Source organism: Streptomyces sp. NPDC086519, assembly GCF_040686075.1.
Classification (GTDB): Bacteria; Actinomycetota; Actinomycetes; order Streptomycetales; family Streptomycetaceae; genus Streptomyces; species Streptomyces shenzhenensis.
Map to the genome: position 1 here is coordinate 114,964 of NZ_JBFBJL010000017.1, position 16,427 is coordinate 131,390.

Here is a 16,427-nt window from a genome sequence, read left to right on the forward strand (position 1 = left end):
GCCGTCTCTCAGCGCCGGCCGTTGGCGTGGGTACGTGTGAGGTTCATCGCCCCGGTGCCGGGCTGCACACGCGGCACACTCACCACCACATGCAGGAGGCATTCGCCCTCAAGGGACTCGTAGACATGGGGACGGTCTCCCGGATAGCGCACGAAATCGCCGGCCGACAGCTCGACGGACGAGTCGAGCGGCCCCACCCGCACCCGGCCGCTGATCACGTACAGGTGCTCCAGCGTTCCCACCGGATGCGGCTCGGAGGGCTTCACCACGCCCTGCGGATCACGGCTGACGCGAACCAGATAGTTCTCGATGACACCTGAACCGTAGACGTGATCCAGCGAACGCGACTCATATCCCCCGTGCTCCTGCCAGACGACCTCATCCCGCCGCTGCACGGTCATGACCTGTTCCCGCTCAGCCACCAGCCTGGTGACCGGCACTCCGAGGGCGGCGGCGATGGCGAACAGGGTGTCCACGGTGGGATTGCCCGTCCCCTGTTCCAGATTGGACAGGGTCTGCTTCGACAGCCCGGCCTGCCGGGCCAGTTCGGTCAGGGACAGCCCTCGCTGGTCTCTGAGAATGCGCACGTTGCGCGCCACCACGGCATTTCCTGAGGTCACGCACCCATTTTAGGCCCCGGCAGCGGGACAGCGGCACGGCCCAAGAGCGTCCCGCCTCCCCAAGACCCGGGGCACACGAACCGGACGGCACGGCACCGCTCCCCCGTCCCGGCTCCCCTCCCCACGCGCCGGCCGCCGCTTGCCCTCGGCCCCTGGAGCCATGGGGACGCCGGACTTCCTCGTCGGCAAGGCGAACGTCGTCTTCCTGGGGCCGCCCGGCACCGGCAGGACGCACCCGGTCCTGCGGTCACTGCTTCCTCCGTCCACGGACAGCCGATGTGCCCGGCGGCGGCCAGCCCCACAGCCACGGCACGACCCGCGGCGCCTTGATCGCAGAGCGCCGTCCCTTCCGAGGTCGGTGATCTGGCCGGTGGTCAGGCCCCAGTCGGCGAGCGCGGTGTCGGTGTGCTCACCGGGCCGGGGCAAGGAGGGTGCGTCGCACAGCGTGAAGCCTCCGTGCCGCTGCCGACGTGGCCCTGCGTGGCCTCGACGCGGCACGCGACGCTCAGGAAGGCGATGTCTGGTGGTCAGGGTGGCTGGAGGTGCCGTGGTGCGATGGCGGGTTGGGAAGGATCAGACGGAAAGTGCAGCCCTCGCCTTCGGCGGCGTCGAGTTCGAGGCGGCCTCCATGGCCCTCGGCGATGGTGGCGGCGATCGCCAGGCCGAGGCCACTGCCACCGCGGCTACGGGAGCGGGCGGGATCGGCCCGATAGAAGCGGTCGAAGACGAGCGCGGCGTCGTGCGGAGCCAGCCCGGGGCCGTCGTCCTTGACCTCCAGAACGCTGATGGGGGTACCCGGAGGAAGGGCCGGTGAGGGGCTGCTACGTCCCGGGCGGTCGGTGCCGCCGGTGACGGCGTCGGCGCGTCCGCTCCCTACCCGCACGTGCACGGGAGTGCCCGGTGGCGTGTGAGTGCGGGCGTTGGAGAGGAGATTCTCCAGGATCTGCCGCAGCCGGTGTGTGTCGCCTGTCGTTTCCACGATGTCCAGGTCGGCGGTGCCGTGCGGGTCTGCCGCGGTGTGCAGGGGGCCGAGGTCGATCGGATGGGAGGGGTGGTGGAGGGCGGCGGAGCTCACCGCGTCGGCGGCCAGGGAGAGCAGGTCGACTCTCGCGCGGCGGTAGGACGGTTCCTTGTCCAGCAGGGCCAGCAGTTGCAGATCGTCGACCAGCAGGCCCATGCGCTGTGCGCTCTGCGCGATCTGCCGGTTGGCCTCGCGTTCTTGTTCCGCCGGGCGTCGTTCGGTACGCAGAGCGAGTTCGGCGTAGCCCTGAATGGTGGTCAGCGGGGTGCGCAGTTCGTGGCCGGCGTCGGCGACGAACCGCCGCAGCCGGGCCTCGGACGCCTCTCGTTCGTGCAAGGCTTGGTGCAGGCGGTCGAGCATGCTGTTGAGGACCCGGCCGAGCCGTCCGATCTCGGTGCGGGGGTCGGTGTCGGGCAGCCGCAGATCCAGCTGTCCGGCGGTGATGTGCTCTGCGGTGTGTTCGACGCGGGTCAGGGGCAGCAGGCCGAGGCGCACCACCCAGCGGCCGAGCGTGACGAGGGCGGCGATGGTGAGGGCCAGCAGCACGGCGTCGAGCCAGAGCATCTTGGTGGTGGCACCGTCCACCGTGTCCAGGGGAAGGGCGACAACGGCGTACATGCCGTTCGGGCCGGGGCTGAGCAGTACCCGCCAGTGGCCATCGCCCTGGACGGCGGGCACGGTGACGGGCCGGCCGTCCCGCAGCTCCAGGTCCTGTTCGGCGCCGGGGAGTTGTGGGCCGGCCTTGTCGCGCCCTCCGAGCCATGTGTCCATCAGGTGTCCGGAGCCGTCGTAGAAGTACAGCTGGAAGTCCGAGGGCAGAGTGCCGGAAGGCGGTGGATCGGGCAGAGTGCCGCGGAGGACGTCCGTGAACACCGGGGACGGTGGGTGGAAACCGGTGAGTTGCTCGTCCACCCGGTCCAGCAGCCATGACCTGAGCACCACGAAACCGATCAACTGGGCGACGAGGACCGCGGCGGTGGCCAGAGTCGTCACCCCGAGGACCAGGCGCAGGCGCAGAGACCGGGGAGGCCGCGGGGTGAGGTGTCCCATCACTCGCTCGGCCTTGTGTGTGCGCGGGGCAGCCGCAGGCTGTAACCGACGCCCCGCACGGTGTGGATGAGGGGTGGGTCGGTCTGGTCGATCTTCTTGCGGACGTAGCGGATGTAGGTTTCGACGATGCGGGCGTCGCCGGAGAAGTCGTAACCCCACACGTGCTCAAGGATCTGCATCCTGCTCACCACGCGGCCCGCGTTGGCCAGCAGGTAGGCAAGGAGTTTGAACTCGGTCGGGGACAGCGGTACGTACTGGCCTGCCCGGTGGACCTCGTGTGCCGCTTCGTCCAGTTCGAGGTCGGCGTAGCGCGCGGTCTCCATGGCGTACGGCTCGGCATCGGGGGCGGTGAGCAGCCGCCGAGGCGGATGAACGGCTCGCCGTTCATCCACCCGAGGTCGAGCAGGTACGTCTCCCTGACCGTGGTCCGACCGTGGTACTCGAACATCCCGTGATCGTTGTGAGAGTCAGGCCCAGGACGCCACCGGCACGAACGAACTGTCCTGCCGGAACAGGTCGGTGCCGTCCGAGATGTTCACGCGGAGTTGGTAGTTGTAGTGGCGCAGGTAGTAACCGGGGTAGTTGTACGACTCGAAGCGGACCGAGCCGGTGGCCGTGCCGGTGCGGGCGACGAAGGTGGCGTCCTCGGCGAATGCCGCCGTGCCGTCGTTCGCGTCGAAGCGGCCCCGGAAGTCGTAGTGGCGCAGGTAGTTGCCGGCGGCGTCGCGGAAGGAGTAGCCGCCCGCGTCGGCGAGGCCCGCGACCACCGTGAAGGTGGCCGCCTGCTTGTCGGCGGTGGCGCTGGAGCCGGTCACCACGGGGAGGTCGAGGAGAGAGGACGCCTCCTCCCAGTACCTCGTCGGGTAGTTGACGGACCGGAAGGAGCGGGTCGCGTTCTTCGTCAGGGACGCGCCGCCGGTCACCGTCTCCTTGATGACCGTGAAGTGGCGGGCCGTGCCGGAGAGGGTGGGCAGGGCCGTGGGGGCGGTCCAGGTGGCGAACGTGTCGTGGCTGTCGCTGTAGTAGTAGTTGCCGTCGCCGTAGCCGTCGAAGAAGATCCGCCAGCCGCCGTTGTCGAGTTGGATCACGGAGGGGCCCTCGCGGTAGCTGCCCCAGCCCGCCCAGTCGCCGGTCCTGGAGATCGTGTAGGGGCCCGTGAGGCTGGTGGCCGTGGCGTACTCGATGTACTTCGCCGTCTCGTTCTTCGTGAACGCGTGGTACGTCGAGCCGACCTTCACGATGTACGTGTCGATGTGGTTCGGGCCGATGCCGGAGAGGGCGGTCGGCGCTGTCCACGCCGTGAGGGCGGAGTCGGTCGCGGTCAGGACGTACGGGGTGAAGATCCACTCGTCGTCCGTCGTCGAGCAGGACACGATCACGTTGACGCCGGCGTCGCTGTCCACGAACCACTCCGGCGCCCAGGCGCGGGAGAGGTTGGTGATCGGGATCGTGTAGTCGTACAGGAACGTCCAGTTGACCCGGTCGGCGCTGCGGGCGAAGCCGATGGTGGTGCTCACGTCCTGCCAGGTGTGGGTGGTGTAGGTGATGTAGTAGTAGCCGTCCGTGTGCTTGAAGATGCTCGCGTCGCGGATGCGGTTGGCGGGCGGGGTGTAGGCCGAGGACTGCAGGAGCCGGAAGTCCGTGGCGTCGTCGGACTGGTAGACGTTCACCGTGCCGTCGTCGCTGTTGAGGAACGGCACGATGGTGTAGCGGGTGGCGTAGCCGCTCGCGGGGGCGGCGGCCTCGGCCGCGCCGAGCAGGCCGGGCAGTTCACCCAGGGCCAGGGCCGTCACGGGCAGGGCTGTCAGCGCGCGCAGCAGGGTGCGGCGGGACGGGGCGGGGGGACGTGTGGTCACGGCGGCTCTCCGGGGCTCGTGCAGACGCGGACACGGCAGTGCGTCCGGTATTTCGAACTGAGTTCGAGAAGTCGTGCAGAAAGTAGAAGTCGCGGCAGGTTCACGTCAATGGGTTGGGCGGGACCGGGGCCCGGCTGGACGCCCGCTGTGCGAAACCTGTCCCGCGCCGGCCCGCGGACTGCGAGCCGTTGTTCGTCTCCGTCGCCGCCCAGCCGGAGACCGAACCGCGCCGGCACGGACTGTGGCCGCCGCAGCCCGTGACCACGGACTTCGCGGCCGTACCGGGCGGAGTCCCCGGCCGCACCGGCACAGGCGGCTTTCCTCTCGCTTGACCTGCCCGTACCCTCTGGCCATGGACGATGCGTCGATGGTCGGGCTCATGGGGCGGGTCACCGGAACGGTCGGGCCCGGGCTCGTCGGCGAGGTGATCGTCCGGGTCCGCGGGGGTGCCGAGCACTTCCTCGCGTACGCCGCCGACGGCACCGGCCGGTTCGAGCGGGGCACAGTCGTGATGGTGGTCGAGTACCTGCCGCCACGGACGGTCTACGTCACGCCCGCGTACGACAGTTGAGCGAGCATAGCCCCAGGTGAGGGGGGTATGCGTCAAGATTGCAACAAGGAACCGCCTGCGTCTTCACCCGGGGCTCGCACGGGCGCACACTCCCTTCGTTCGGTGCCGAGAGGGCACCAGGCAAAGGGGGGCGTATGCCGATGATCGTCGGCGTCGTCGCGGGGGCGGCGGTTCTCGCCGTTCTCGTGTTGATCGGTGTGTTCAAGATGATGTGGCGGGTGGCCGAGCCGAACGAGGCGCTCATCATCTCCGGTTCGAAGCATCGGACCGAGGGTCTTGAGGAAGGCATGGGGTTCCGCATCGTCACGGGGCGCGGCACGCTGGTGCTGCCGGGCGTGCAGGCGGTGCGCAAGCTCTCCCTGGACCTGAACGAGACCGAGTTGTCGGTGGACTGCGTGACCCAGCAGGGCATTCCGCTGAAGGTGCGGGGCGTGGTCATCTTCAAGGTGGGCGACGACTTCGTGTCGATCGCCAACGCGGGCCGCCGTTTCCTGGACCAGCAGAAGATGATGTCCGAGCGGGTGCACAACGTGTTCGCGGGTCATCTGCGGTCCATCGTGGGCGGGTTGACGGTCGAGGACATGATCCGCGACCGGGACAAGCTCACCGGACAGACCCGGGCCGCCTGCGGCACGGAGATGGAGAAGCTGGGGCTCATCGTGGACTCCCTGCAGATCCACGAGATCGAGGACCCGACCGGGTACATCCAGAACCTGGCGATGCCGCACGCGGCCGCCGTCCAGCGGGACGCGCGGATCGCGCAGGCGGAGGCGAACCGTCTCGCCACGGAGGCGGAGCAGCAGTCGTTCGCCCGGATGGCGGAGGCCACCCGGGACAGCGAGATCCTCCAGGCCGGCTACCAGGCCGAGCGGGACAAGGCGGCGGCCCAGGCCCGTCAGGCCGGTCCGCTCGCCGACGCGGCCGCCCGGCAGGAGGTCGTGGTCCAGGAGACGCGGGTCGCCGAGCTGGAGGCGCACCGGCGCGAGCAGCAGCTCCAGGCGGACGTCCGCAAGCCGGCCGACGCCAAGGCCTACGAGAAGCGGACGCTGGCCGAGGCCGAGCGTGACGCGCGAATCTCGGCGGCCCAGGCCAAGGCGAAGGAGACGGAGCTGGCGGCCGCGGCCGAGGCGACCCGGGTCAAGGCGGCCGCGGGTGCCGACGCCGAGGCCACCAAGTCCCGGGGCGCGGCCGGCGCGGCGGCGACCCGGGCCACCGGTGAGGCCGAGGCGGCCGCCGCGCAGGCCAGGGGGCTGGCGGACGCCGAGGCGGTCAGAGCCAAGGGTCTCGCGGAGGCGGAGGCGATCAAGGCGCGCGCCGCGGCCCTCGCGGAGAACCAGGAGGCGGTGGTCGCCCAGCAACTCGCGGAGAACTGGCCGGAGATCGTCAAGGCCGGCGCCTCCGCCTTCGGCAACGTCGACAACATGGTGCTGCTCAACGGCGCCGACGGCATGGCCGAGTTGTTCGCCAAGGCGCTGACGATGGGCGGCACGGGGCTCGGTCTCGCCCGCCAGCTCCTTGCGTCGATGAATCAGAACGGGCAGACCCCGGCCGGGACTTCGCCGGTGCTCCACGGGGCGACGGGCGCGAAGTCGCAGAAGGTACCGGTGGAGCAGGACGGCGAGTAGCAGCCGAGGGCCGCCGCGGAACAACCGAGGAGACGAGCGAAGAACAAGCGAGGGACAGGGGTGCCCCCGGCCGTGCCGGGGGCATTCCCCTGGTCACTCCTGTGCGTTGAGCCGCCGAAGCAGCTCCAGCAGCGTCGCCCGTTCCGCCGCCGACAGCCCGGCGAAGCAGTCGGCGAGCACCTCGCCGGCCACGCCGTGCCCAGCCGCCAGCGTCCGCCGGCCGTCGGGGGTGAGGTGGTGCCGGATCCGTCGCCCGTGGCCCGGCTGCCGTTCCACCAGGCCCTGCGCGACCAGCCGGCCCACCAGCGTGCCGAAGGCCTGCTCGCTCTGGAAGGTGGCCGCGGCCAGCTCGCGCGCCGAGGCGCCCGGCAACCGGTCGATGGCACGCAGCGCGTCCCACTGCGCGAGGGTGGTGCCGACGGCCGCGAGCGCGCTGTCCATCGCCCGGTGCTGCCGGTACTGGGCCTGTTTCACCGCTCTTCCGAGAACTTGCAGGTCATCGTGCATGGCTCTACTGTAACCGATGACTAAGCTTGTTTATATAAACTTCCTTAGTTAGATTGGACGGCATGACGACGAACCGCATCGCTCACGTGTATCCCGACCTGCCCCTCTCCCTGACCGAGGCCGGTTCCGGCCGCCCGGTGCTCATCCTCCACGGCGGCGGTGGCCCCGCGACGGTCGCCGGACTCGCCGCCCGCCTGGCCGAGTCGGCGCACACCATCGCCCCGGTCCACCCCGGCTGGGACGGCACGCCGCGCCCCGAGTGGCTGACCAGCGTCGACGATCTCGCCGTCGCGTACCTCCACCTGCTCCAGGACAGCGAGCTGAGCGACGTCCTGGTCATCGGCTCCTCGCTCGGCGGCCAGCTCGCCGCCGAGATGGCCGTACGCGACACGGCGGGGCTGATCACCGGCCTGGTCCTGGTCAACGCGGTCGGCGCGGACATCGAGGGCGAGCCGGTCACGGACTTCTTCGCGCTGGACCCGCGCGCCGCGGCCGAGCACTCCTGGCACGACCCGGACCGCTTCTACGTCGACCCGGCCACCCTGACCGCCGCCGAACTCGCCCGCCGCCAGGCCAACATGGCGACCATGCGGCTGCTCACCGACGGCGGCCGGATGACCGACCCGAAGCTGCTGCCCCGGCTCGGGCGGGTGCGGCAGCCCGCGCTGCTGATCTGGGGCGAGAGCGACCGGATCGTCACGCCCGCGTACGGCGCGGCCTACGCGAAGGCCTTCCCGCAGGGCCGGTTCGAGCCGATACCCGAGGCCGGTCACCTTCCGCACATCGAACGCCCCGACGTCACGGCCGAGTTGATCGAGGCGGAGCTGCGCCGCACCGGCACCCCGCCTGTCCTCGCAGGCTGAGGCCCCTTAGGGTGCCCACGTGACTGCGTTTATCGACGACGAGAGCATCCCCGGCCGGTACGGCCCCACCGCGACCGCCGAGGCCGACCCGCACGAGGTCGGCAAGGTGCGCACCGAGTACTCCCCCGCCCACGACGGCGACCCCGACCCCGGTGAGATCGTCTGGACCTGGGTGCCCTTCGAGGAGAACGACGGGCGGGGCAAGGACCGGCCGGTGCTGGTCGTCGCCCGGGAGCCGGCCGGCACCCTGCTCGCCGTCCAGTTGTCCAGCAAGCGGCACGACAACGACCGTGAGTGGGTGGCGATCGGCGGCGGCCCCTGGGACCGCACCGGCCGCGACTCCTGGGTGAACGTGGACCGCGTCCTGCGCCTGCACGAGGACGGCATGCGCCGAGAGGCCTGCGCCCTCGACCGGGGCCGCTTCAACCTCGTACGCCACCGGCTGCACGAGCGTTACGGCTGGAACTGACTCACTGGACGCCCACGGTCCGGAACGCCTCGCTGAAGGCGGCCCGGACCACGGATCCCGGCGTGCGGTCGAGGACGCCGAACACCACGTGTTCGAAGGTCCGTGCGAACCGTCCGCCGGGGCCCAGGAGTTCCCGGAAGGCGCCCGCCACCTGTGCGGGGTCGTTCTGGAACACCCCGCAGCCCCAGGCGCCGAGGACCAGCCGCCGGTAGCCGTGCGCGGCGGCCACCTCCAGCACCCGTTCGGCGCGTACGGCGAGGGCGTCCGGCAGTGCACCGGCCCGCTCCGGGGTCGTACGGCGGATCACGCCCGCGTTGGGCGCGGCGGCGGTCAGGAACCCCGCCCGGTAGGGCTCGGCGAGCAGCGCGCCGCGGTCGTCGCGGAAGACCGGAACGGCCGGTGAGTGGATCACGCGGTCCGTGTAGAAGGGGTCGCGGTGGGCGCGGTGGTGGTCGTAGTACCCGGGGGCCTCGCGCAGGCACGTGTACAGCGCGGAGGCGCGGCACAAGGCCTCCTCCTGCGCCTGGGCGCCGTTCAGATAGCCGCCGCCCGGGTTGCGGGCCGAGGCGAAGTTCAGGACGGCCACCGGGGCGTCGGCGAGGCGGCGGGCCGCCTCCAGGCTGCTCTCGGCGGTGACCTCGAAGACGGCGTCCAGGTCGGGGACGGACGGGACCGGGACCGGGTCCGGGCCGTGCAGCCGCGATGCCGGCCGCCAGCAGGACCTCGCGGCCGTCGGGCGCGCGGTAGCCCCCAAAGGCCACGATCTCCTCGGTCTGCCGGGCGATACCGCGCAGGCGCGCGCTCATGGCGCCACCCCCGTGGACGCCATGACCGCGGCCCGCGCGGCCTCCTCCGTCGTGCTCACGCACGCATCCTGGGTGATGCTGGTGGTGCCGCGCAACGGAGTTTCCTTGACCTGAAACGGTCGGAAACACACAAGGAAGGAGGGGTTACCGATCCAGAACGTCCGTAGAGGTGCCCTTGTGCGAATGGACGCGACGGTCTTGGGTGGAACGGACGTTGCCGTCCCCGACGCGTCCACGGCCGGGGCGGCGGCATGGTGGAATCTCAGGAGGATCCCTGCATGTCCGACTCGATATCCGGCGGCGGCCACTGTACCGACGGCTCGGTGCAGACCGATTTCTCGGACGACCGCACCGCTGTCACCGAGGCGGAGGTGGAGGCCCTGGTCAAGGGCATCTGCTTCAAGACCGGCCCGCCCCGCACCCTCGGGGTCGAAGTGGAATGGCTGGTCCACGAGCTGCGCCGGCCGCAGCTCCCGGTGACACCCGAACGACTCGAAGCGGCCTACGCCGCACTGCGCACGGTGCCCCTCAGGTCGACGCTCACCGTCGAACCAGGCGGCCAGCTGGAGCTCAGCTCGCCGCCCGCCGCCTCCCTGACGGAGTGCACAGGCACCGTCTCCGCCGACCTGGACGCCGTCCGCAAGGTCCTCGCCGATCAGGACCTCGGACTCGTGGGCGTCGGTCACGATCCCTGGCACGCACCCCGCCGCTTCCTGCGCGAGCCGCGCTATGACGCGATGGAGACGTGCCTGGACCGCACCGGCACGGCCGGGCGCCACATGATGTGCGCCTCGGCGTCCGTCCAGGTCTGCCTGGACGCCGGCCACGAGGAGCCCGGCCCGCTCGGCTACACCCGGCGCTGGTGGCTGGCCCATCAGCTGGGCCCGGTGCTGGTGGCGGCGTTCGCCAACTCCCCGCTGGTCGGGCACCGGCCCACCGGCTGGGTCTCCACGCGGCAGCTGCTGTGGATGGAGATCGGCGCCGGCCGGGCGGGCGCGCCCCCGCTGGACGGCGACCCGCGCACCGCCTGGGCCCGGCACGTCCTGGACGCACCGGTGATGTGCGTACGGCGGGACGGCGGCCCCTGGGAGGTTCCCGAGGGCCTGACCTTCCGGGCCTGGACCCGGTCGGCGGCGCCGCCCACCGGCACGGACCTGGCGTACCACCTCACCACGCTGTTCCCGCCGGTCAGGCCGCGCGGTCACCTGGAGCTGCGGATGATCGACGCGCAGCCCGGCGACGACGGGTGGATCGTGCCGCTGGCGGTGACGGCGGCGCTGTTCGACGACCCGGAGGCCGCGGAGACCGCGTACCGGACGGTGAAACCGCTGGCCGAGCGGGCGGGGCCGCGGCCCGCCCCGAACAACCCGCTGTGGCTCGACGCGGCCCGTTCCGGGCTCGGCGACCCGGAGCTGCACGAGGCCGCCGTCGCCTGTTTCACGGCGGCGCTGGAGGCCCTGCCGAGGCTCGGCGCGACCCCCGAGGTCATGGACGCCGTGGCGACGTACCGGGAGCGGTACGTGCTGCGGGGCCGCTGCCCGGCCGACGACCTGCTGGACCGCCTGCGCGGCACGGCCCCTCGCGACCATGGGAAGGACATCAGCGCATGACCGAGACCGACGTCGACATCGATATCGAGACCCTGCGGGACCGGGCACTGAAGTCCCTGACCACGGCCCGCGACCGCACCACGCTGCTGACCAGCTGCGTGGCGGAGCCCGACCTCACCGCCCAGCACTCCCCGCTGATGTCCCCGCTGGTCTGGGACCTCGCGCACATCGGCAACCAGGAGGAGCTCTGGCTGCTGCGCAACGTCGGCGGCCGGGAGGCGATGCGCCCCGAGATCGACAGCCTCTACGACGCCTTCGAGCATCCGCGCTCCGAGCGGCCCTCGCTGCCGCTGCTGCCGCCCGCCGAGGCCCGGCGGTACGCGGCCGAGGTGCGCGGCCGGGCGTTCGACCTGCTGGAGAGCACAGCGTTCAGCGGCAGCCGGCTGACCGAGGCGGGCTTCGCCTTCGGGATGATCGCGCAGCACGAACAGCAGCACGACGAGACGATGCTGATCACCCATCAGCTCCGCAAGGGCCCCCAGGCCCTGACCGCCCCGGACCCGGCCCCGGCCCCGCCGTTCACCGGCCCCGCCGAGGTCCTCGTGCCCGGCGGCCCGTTCACCATGGGCACCTCCACCGAGCCCTGGGCGCTGGACAACGAACGCCCCGCGCACCGGCGGGAGGTGGCGTCCTACTGGATCGACACCACCCCGGTGACGAACGGCCGGTACCTGGAGTTCATGGCGGACGGCGGCTACGAGAACGAGCGCTGGTGGACGCCGGAGGGCTGGGCGCACATCCGGCAGCACTCCATCCGCTCGCCGCAGTTCTGGCACCGGGAGGGCGGCCAGTGGCTGCGCCGCCGGTTCGGGGGCACCGAGGTCGTGCCGCCCGAGGAGCCCGTCCTGCACGTGTGCTGGTACGAGGCGGACGCCTACGCCCGCTGGGCCGGGCGCCGGCTGCCCACCGAGGCCGAGTGGGAGAAGGCCGCCCGGCACCACCCCGGCGAGAACCGGTCCCGGCGCTACCCGTGGGGCGACGCCGACCCGGCGCCCCACCACGCCAACCTGGGCCAGCGGCATCTGCGCCCGGCCCCGGCGGGCAGCTATCCGGAGGGCGAGTCCCCGCTGGGCGTGCGGCAGTTGATCGGTGACGTGTGGGAGTGGACGTCCAGCGACTTCCTGCCCTACCCCGGCTTCGCCGCCTTCCCGTACAAGGAGTACTCGGAGGTGTTCTTCGGCTCCGAGTACAAGGTGCTGCGCGGCGGTTCGTTCGCCGTGGACCAGGTGGCCTGCCGGGGGACGTTCCGCAACTGGGACTACCCGATCCGGCGGCAGATCTTCTCCGGCTTCCGCACCGCCCGCTCGGCTGAGGCAGCCTGATGTGCCGTCATCTGGCCTGCCTGGGACCCGAGGAGCCGCTCGGCCGGCTCCTCGTGGAGCCCGAGCACTCCCTCTACCGGCAGTCGTGGGCACCCAGGCGGCAGCGGTACGGGACGGTCAACGCGGACGGTTTCGGGGTGGGCTGGTACGCCCCGGCGGATCCGCAGCCGGCCCGGTACCGGCGGGCGGGGCCGATCTGGGCCGACCAGTCCTTCGCCGACCTGGCCCGGGTGGTGCGCACCGGGGCGCTCATGGCCGCCGTACGGGACGCGACCCTGGCGGGCGCGGACGCGGAGGCCGCGGCGGCGCCGTTCGCGGCGGGCCGCTGGCTGTTCAGCCACAACGGGGCCGTCCCCGGCTGGCCGCAGAGCCTGGCGGCACTGGTCCCGCTGCTGCCCCCGGCCGACCTGCTCGCGATGGAGGCACGCACCGACTCGGCGTTCGTCTGGGCGCTGGCCCTTCACCGGCTGCGGTCCGGCACGGCACCGGGCCCTGCCCTCGCCGAAACGGTTCAGCAGGTGGCCGGGGCGGCTCCCTCCGCCCGGCTGAACCTGCTTCTCACCGACGGCGAGACCATCGCCGCCACCGTCTGGGGCGACAGCCTCTTCTACCTCTCGGAACCCGGTCGGCGCATCGTCGTCGCCTCCGAGCCGTACGACGACGACCCGCGCTGGCGGGAGGTCCCCGACCGCACACTGCTCACCGCGAGCCGCGCGGGCGTCGCACTCGCCCCGGTGGAGAACCCGGTCGACCGGCCCGTCGCGAACCCGGTCGAGGACCCGGCACGGTCCCCCGCCCCCGGCTGCGTCCGGGCGGGGGCGCCCACATTCCCGAAGGAGCCCTGTACGTGAGTCCCTTCCGTGTCACCCGCACCCTTCCCGAGGACGCCACGGACGCCGCGCTGCGCGCCGATGTCCTGACCGGCCTCACCGCCGCCCCGAAGACGCTGCCGCCGAAGTGGTTCTACGACGCGCGGGGCAGCGAGCTGTTCGAGCAGATCACCGAGCTGCCCGAGTACTACCCGACCCGGGCCGAGCGGGAGATCCTGCGCGCCCGGTCCGGCGAGATCGCGGCCGCGAGCGGCGCCCGCACCCTGGTGGAGCTGGGCTCGGGTTCCTCCGAGAAGACCCGTCTGCTCATCGACGCGCTCACCGCACTCGAGGTGTACGTCCCGGTCGACGTCAGCGAGAGCGCGCTGACGCAGGCCGGCCAGGCGCTCATCGCGGAGCGGCCGGGGCTGTCCGTGCACGCCCTGATCGCCGACTTCACCGGCCGGCTCGAACTGCCGAGAACGCCGGGGCCCCGGCTGCTGGCGTTCCTCGGCGGCACGATCGGGAACCTGCTGCCCGCCGAGCGGGCCGCGTTCCTCGCGTCGGTGCGCGGGCTGCTCGCGCCCGGCGACGCGCTGCTGCTCGGCACCGACCTGGTCAAGGACGAGGGGGTGCTGGTCCGGGCGTACGACGACGCGGCCGGGGTGACGGCCGAGTTCAACAAGAACGTCCTCGCCGTCGTCGACCGGGAGCTGGGCGCCGACTTCGACCCCGGCGCCTTCGACCATGTCGCCCTGTGGGACGCGGAGAACGAGTGGATCGAGATGCGGCTGCGCTCCCGGGTGGCGCAGACCGTGAAGGTGCCCGCGCTCGATCTGGCGGTGGACTTCGCGGTGGGCGAGGAACTGCGCACCGAGGTGTCGGCGAAGTTCCGGCGGGACGGCGTGACCGCCGAACTGGCCACCGCGCGACTTGAGCTGACCAACTGGTGGACCGACTCGCAGGGCCGCTTCGCGCTCTCCCTGAGCGTCGCCCGCTGAGTCACCCGCCGAACCGGCCGCCGAGTCGCCCGCCGGGTCACCCGAAGTCCGGCGCGAGCAGTTCGGTGATCCGCCGGGAGGCGCGGCGGGCCTCGGTCGCGGGGTCCGCTCCGCCGAGCACCTTGGTCATGTAGCCCTTGATCGGGTTGTCGGCCTCCACCGCCGGCCAGTCCGGGGTGTGGGGGGTCGCGCGCCCTCGCGCGGCACCCGCCGCCATCGCGGCGACCCCCTCCTCCCCGGCCACCGCGCCGGCCAGTGCGGTCTTGTTGGGCACGTAGTTCATGGTGCGGGCCAGTTCGGTGTCCCACTTGGCGCCGGTCAGCGCGCCGACGACGGCGGTCGCGTCGTAGGGCCGGTCGGTGTTCTGCGGTACGACGAGGTCGGAACCGCCGGTGAAGACGGCGCCGGGGCGGTCCGCGGTGAGCCCCGGCACCGGGAAGTACCCGATCTCCTCCTTCAGCCGGGGATTCTCCTGCACGACGGACTGGGCGAGGCCGGGCACCGCGACGATCTGCGCCACCTGGCCGCCCGCGAACACCTGCGCCTGGGGCGGGTGTTCCTCGTCGGCGTCGGCGGGACCCTTGCCGAGGGCCTGCAGCCGCCGGTAGAAGTCCATCCCGCGCAGTGCGGCCGGGCTGTCCAGGGTGCCCTGCCAGCCGGCGTCCGTCTCCTCGGCGAGGTCGCCGCCCTCGTCCCAGATGAACCCGGAGAGCGTGTACCAGTCCTGTCCGGCGAGGTAGATCCCCTGCCTGCCACCGGAGTTGAGCTTCCCGGTGTCGGCCAGCCACTGGGCGCGGGTCTTCGGCGGGGTGCTGATCCCGGCCTTCCTGAACAGATCCTTGCGGTAGATGACGACCCGGTTGGCGGCGTACCAGGGGATGCCGTACTGGCGGGAGTCGTCCCGGCCGGGCTCGGCGAGGCCGGGCAGCCAGTGCTCCTTGCCCCAGTCGCGCATCGACTCCAGGGTGAGGTCGGTGAGCCGGCCGTCCTCGACGTACTGCGGGACCTGGGTGTTGCCGACCTCGATGACGTCGGGCGCGTCGTCGGCGTCGCTCTTCAGCGCCGCCTGCACCTTGTCCACGATGCCGGTCCAGTCCTGGATGCGGATGTCCAGGCGGACGTCCTCGTGGGTGCGCTCGAAGTCCGCGGTGAACCGGCGCAGGAAGTCCGCCGAGGCGCTGTTCCGCATCAGCCACACCGTGACCGTGTGCCGCCCGCCGCCCTGGCCCGGCAGCACTCCACAGGCGCTCAGCAGGGCGGCGGACACACAGACGAGAGCGAGCGGTCGGCGAAGTCTCACGGCGGTTCCTGTTCTGTCTGGCGGACAGGCGAAGGGGCCCGGCGTGGGGGAACGAGCACGGGGCTCGTACGGGTGTACGGGATTTTGGTATGGACCAATACGGGGGGTCAAGGGCTGCGGGCGGTTGGGAACCGACGCCTCGCGCTCCGCCTGAGGATGCGGCACGGTGGGGTGACGACGAAAGGAGCTTCCCGATGACGAACCACACCTACCGGGTCACCGAGATCGTCGGCACCTCGCACGAGGGCATCGACCAGGCCATCCGCAACGGTGTCGCACGCGCCGCCCAGACCCTGCGCAACCTCGACTGGTTCGAGGTGACGCAGGTCAGGGGGCAGATCGAGAACGGGCAGATCGAGCACTACCAGGTAGGCCTGAAGGTGGGCTTCCGCATCGAAGACGAGGGCTGACAGCGCTCTCCCGTCAGGTCCGCCCCTCCCCCTCCTGGGCCTGCTCCAGCACCGCCGAGCGGTCGGCCCAGCGGGCCCGTACGACGGTGAATCCGGCCCGTTCGGCGGCGGCGCACACCATTTCGTCGTCATCGACCAGGACACGGACCTCGCGCCGCTCGGCGAGCCGGCCGAGGATCTCCAGCTTGGTGTGCCGGGCGGGCCTGCGGTCGGCGTTGCGCCGCATGTGCACGCGTCCCTCGGGCAGCCCATGGGCGGCGAGCCAGTCCAGGGTGTCGCGCCGGCAGCGCTCGGGCCGCCCGGTGAGGTAGACGACCTCGCACTCCTCGGCGGCCGCGACGGCCAGCGCGATCCCCTCGGCGATCGGCGGATCGTGCGGCGCGGCCGCGAAGAACGCGTCCCAGTCCCTCGGACCGCGCTCCAGGAACCGCTGCCGGTGCGCGGTGTCGGCGAGGGTGTTGTCGATGTCGAACACGGCGATCGGCCGCCTGCTGCGCTCTGTCACCCCGACACCCTAGAACGGGGACCCCGGACCGGCGGTGCGGGCGGCGGCGGCTTCGCGACGCGTACGGCGTACCGCCCCGGCG

Annotated in this window: 15 protein-coding genes and 2 pseudogenes; 9 read left to right on the forward strand and 8 right to left on the reverse strand. The window is 71.9% G+C overall.

The window, feature by feature from the left end:
* Nucleotides 1-8: 8 nt before the first annotated feature.
* From AB0P24_RS18315 to AB0P24_RS18330, 4 genes and pseudogenes are all read right to left on the reverse strand, one after another.
* Nucleotides 9-602 carry an XRE family transcriptional regulator gene (locus AB0P24_RS18315; RefSeq protein ID WP_365795106.1) on the reverse strand — a complete coding sequence of 198 codons (594 nt, stop codon included), beginning with the start codon at nucleotides 600-602 and terminating at the stop codon, nucleotides 9-11.
* Between the two features lie 523 nt (nucleotides 603-1,125).
* Nucleotides 1,126-2,691: a HAMP domain-containing sensor histidine kinase gene (locus AB0P24_RS18320; RefSeq protein WP_365795108.1), complete on the reverse strand. Its 1,566-nt coding sequence runs from the start codon at nucleotides 2,689-2,691 to the stop codon at nucleotides 1,126-1,128.
* A pseudogene (locus AB0P24_RS18325) lies at nucleotides 2,691-3,002 on the reverse strand (winged helix-turn-helix domain-containing protein); the annotation flags it as partial. The pseudogene AB0P24_RS18325 and the gene AB0P24_RS18320, both read right to left, overlap by 1 nt.
* Nucleotides 3,003-3,158: 156 nt before the next feature.
* Nucleotides 3,159-4,547, reverse strand: a complete 1,389-nt coding sequence (locus tag AB0P24_RS18330; RefSeq protein ID WP_365795110.1) for a glycoside hydrolase family 43 protein — start codon at nucleotides 4,545-4,547, stop codon at nucleotides 3,159-3,161.
* 352 nt (nucleotides 4,548-4,899) lie between these two features.
* Here AB0P24_RS18330 and AB0P24_RS18335 point away from each other — a divergent pair, with 352 nt between their 5' ends.
* Nucleotides 4,900-5,118: a hypothetical protein gene (locus AB0P24_RS18335; RefSeq protein WP_206306337.1), complete on the forward strand. Its 219-nt coding sequence runs from the start codon at nucleotides 4,900-4,902 to the stop codon at nucleotides 5,116-5,118.
* Between the two features lie 134 nt (nucleotides 5,119-5,252).
* A complete protein-coding gene (locus AB0P24_RS18340) occupies nucleotides 5,253-6,743 on the forward strand; it encodes an SPFH domain-containing protein (protein ID WP_365795112.1) in 1,491 nt (496 codons plus the stop codon).
* A gap of 93 nt (nucleotides 6,744-6,836) precedes the next feature.
* On the opposite strand, the gene AB0P24_RS18345 is transcribed toward AB0P24_RS18340, so the two are convergent.
* A complete protein-coding gene (locus AB0P24_RS18345; protein ID WP_365795114.1) occupies nucleotides 6,837-7,250 on the reverse strand; it encodes a MarR family winged helix-turn-helix transcriptional regulator in 414 nt (137 codons plus the stop codon).
* Nucleotides 7,251-7,312: 62 nt separating this feature from the next.
* Here AB0P24_RS18345 and AB0P24_RS18350 point away from each other — a divergent pair, with 62 nt between their 5' ends.
* Together AB0P24_RS18350 and AB0P24_RS18355 are read left to right on the forward strand one after the other, a co-directional pair.
* A complete protein-coding gene (locus tag AB0P24_RS18350; RefSeq protein WP_365795116.1) occupies nucleotides 7,313-8,113 on the forward strand; it encodes an alpha/beta hydrolase in 801 nt (266 codons plus the stop codon).
* Nucleotides 8,114-8,132: 19 nt separating this feature from the next.
* A complete protein-coding gene (locus AB0P24_RS18355) occupies nucleotides 8,133-8,582 on the forward strand; it encodes a type II toxin-antitoxin system PemK/MazF family toxin (protein WP_365795118.1) in 450 nt (149 codons plus the stop codon).
* A gap of 1 nt (nucleotide 8,583) precedes the next feature.
* Here AB0P24_RS18355 and AB0P24_RS18360 read toward each other — a convergent pair.
* A pseudogene (locus tag AB0P24_RS18360) lies at nucleotides 8,584-9,388 on the reverse strand (TIGR02452 family protein).
* 278 nt (nucleotides 9,389-9,666) lie between these two features.
* On the opposite strand from AB0P24_RS18360, the gene egtA reads away from it, so the two are divergent.
* Genes egtA through egtD form a run of 4 tightly spaced genes read left to right on the forward strand, consistent with a single transcriptional unit; the run spans nucleotide 9,667 to nucleotide 14,130 of the window.
* Entirely contained in the window at nucleotides 9,667-10,998 is a 1,332-nt protein-coding gene (gene egtA / locus AB0P24_RS18365) for an ergothioneine biosynthesis glutamate--cysteine ligase EgtA (RefSeq protein ID WP_365795120.1), read from the forward strand.
* Nucleotides 10,995-12,320, forward strand: coding sequence for an ergothioneine biosynthesis protein EgtB (gene egtB, locus AB0P24_RS18370; RefSeq protein ID WP_365795122.1), 1,326 nt, complete (start codon nucleotides 10,995-10,997; stop codon nucleotides 12,318-12,320). The genes egtA and egtB overlap by 4 nt, the downstream gene beginning before the upstream one ends.
* Nucleotides 12,320-13,171, forward strand: coding sequence for an ergothioneine biosynthesis protein EgtC (egtC, locus tag AB0P24_RS18375; protein ID WP_365795124.1), 852 nt, complete (start codon nucleotides 12,320-12,322; stop codon nucleotides 13,169-13,171). The genes egtB and egtC overlap by 1 nt, the downstream gene beginning before the upstream one ends.
* Nucleotides 13,168-14,130 carry an L-histidine N(alpha)-methyltransferase gene (egtD, locus tag AB0P24_RS18380; protein WP_365795126.1) on the forward strand — a complete coding sequence of 321 codons (963 nt, stop codon included), beginning with the start codon at nucleotides 13,168-13,170 and terminating at the stop codon, nucleotides 14,128-14,130. The genes egtC and egtD overlap by 4 nt, the downstream gene beginning before the upstream one ends.
* A 37-nt stretch (nucleotides 14,131-14,167) precedes the next feature.
* On the opposite strand, the gene AB0P24_RS18385 is transcribed toward egtD, so the two are convergent.
* Nucleotides 14,168-15,430, reverse strand: a complete 1,263-nt coding sequence (locus tag AB0P24_RS18385) for an extracellular solute-binding protein (protein ID WP_365795128.1) — start codon at nucleotides 15,428-15,430, stop codon at nucleotides 14,168-14,170.
* Between the two features lie 194 nt (nucleotides 15,431-15,624).
* Here AB0P24_RS18385 and AB0P24_RS18390 point away from each other — a divergent pair, with 194 nt between their 5' ends.
* Nucleotides 15,625-15,840 carry a dodecin gene (locus tag AB0P24_RS18390; RefSeq protein WP_234532253.1) on the forward strand — a complete coding sequence of 72 codons (216 nt, stop codon included), beginning with the start codon at nucleotides 15,625-15,627 and terminating at the stop codon, nucleotides 15,838-15,840.
* Nucleotides 15,841-15,853: 13 nt separating this feature from the next.
* Here the strand turns inward: AB0P24_RS18390 and AB0P24_RS18395 are convergent, their stop codons facing one another.
* The gene (locus AB0P24_RS18395) at nucleotides 15,854-16,345 is read right to left on the reverse strand and encodes a hypothetical protein (protein WP_365795130.1); all 492 of its coding nucleotides are present in this window, start codon (nucleotides 16,343-16,345) and stop codon (nucleotides 15,854-15,856) included.
* Nucleotides 16,346-16,427 lie beyond the last annotated feature (82 nt).

Coding starts and splice junctions, on each gene's coding strand:
- AB0P24_RS18390 (WP_234532253.1), top strand. CDS start 15,625: ATGACGAACCACACCTACCGGGTCACCGAGATCGTCGGCACCTCGCAC.
- egtB (WP_365795122.1), top strand. CDS start 10,995: ATGACCGAGACCGACGTCGACATCGATATCGAGACCCTGCGGGACCGG.
- AB0P24_RS18335 (WP_206306337.1), top strand. CDS start 4,900: ATGGACGATGCGTCGATGGTCGGGCTCATGGGGCGGGTCACCGGAACG.
- AB0P24_RS18320 (WP_365795108.1), bottom strand. CDS start 2,691: ATGGGACACCTCACCCCGCGGCCTCCCCGGTCTCTGCGCCTGCGCCTG.
- egtA (WP_365795120.1), top strand. CDS start 9,667: ATGTCCGACTCGATATCCGGCGGCGGCCACTGTACCGACGGCTCGGTG.
- egtC (WP_365795124.1), top strand. CDS start 12,320: ATGTGCCGTCATCTGGCCTGCCTGGGACCCGAGGAGCCGCTCGGCCGG.
- AB0P24_RS18345 (WP_365795114.1), bottom strand. CDS start 7,250: ATGCACGATGACCTGCAAGTTCTCGGAAGAGCGGTGAAACAGGCCCAG.
- AB0P24_RS18340 (WP_365795112.1), top strand. CDS start 5,253: ATGCCGATGATCGTCGGCGTCGTCGCGGGGGCGGCGGTTCTCGCCGTT.
- AB0P24_RS18350 (WP_365795116.1), top strand. CDS start 7,313: ATGACGACGAACCGCATCGCTCACGTGTATCCCGACCTGCCCCTCTCC.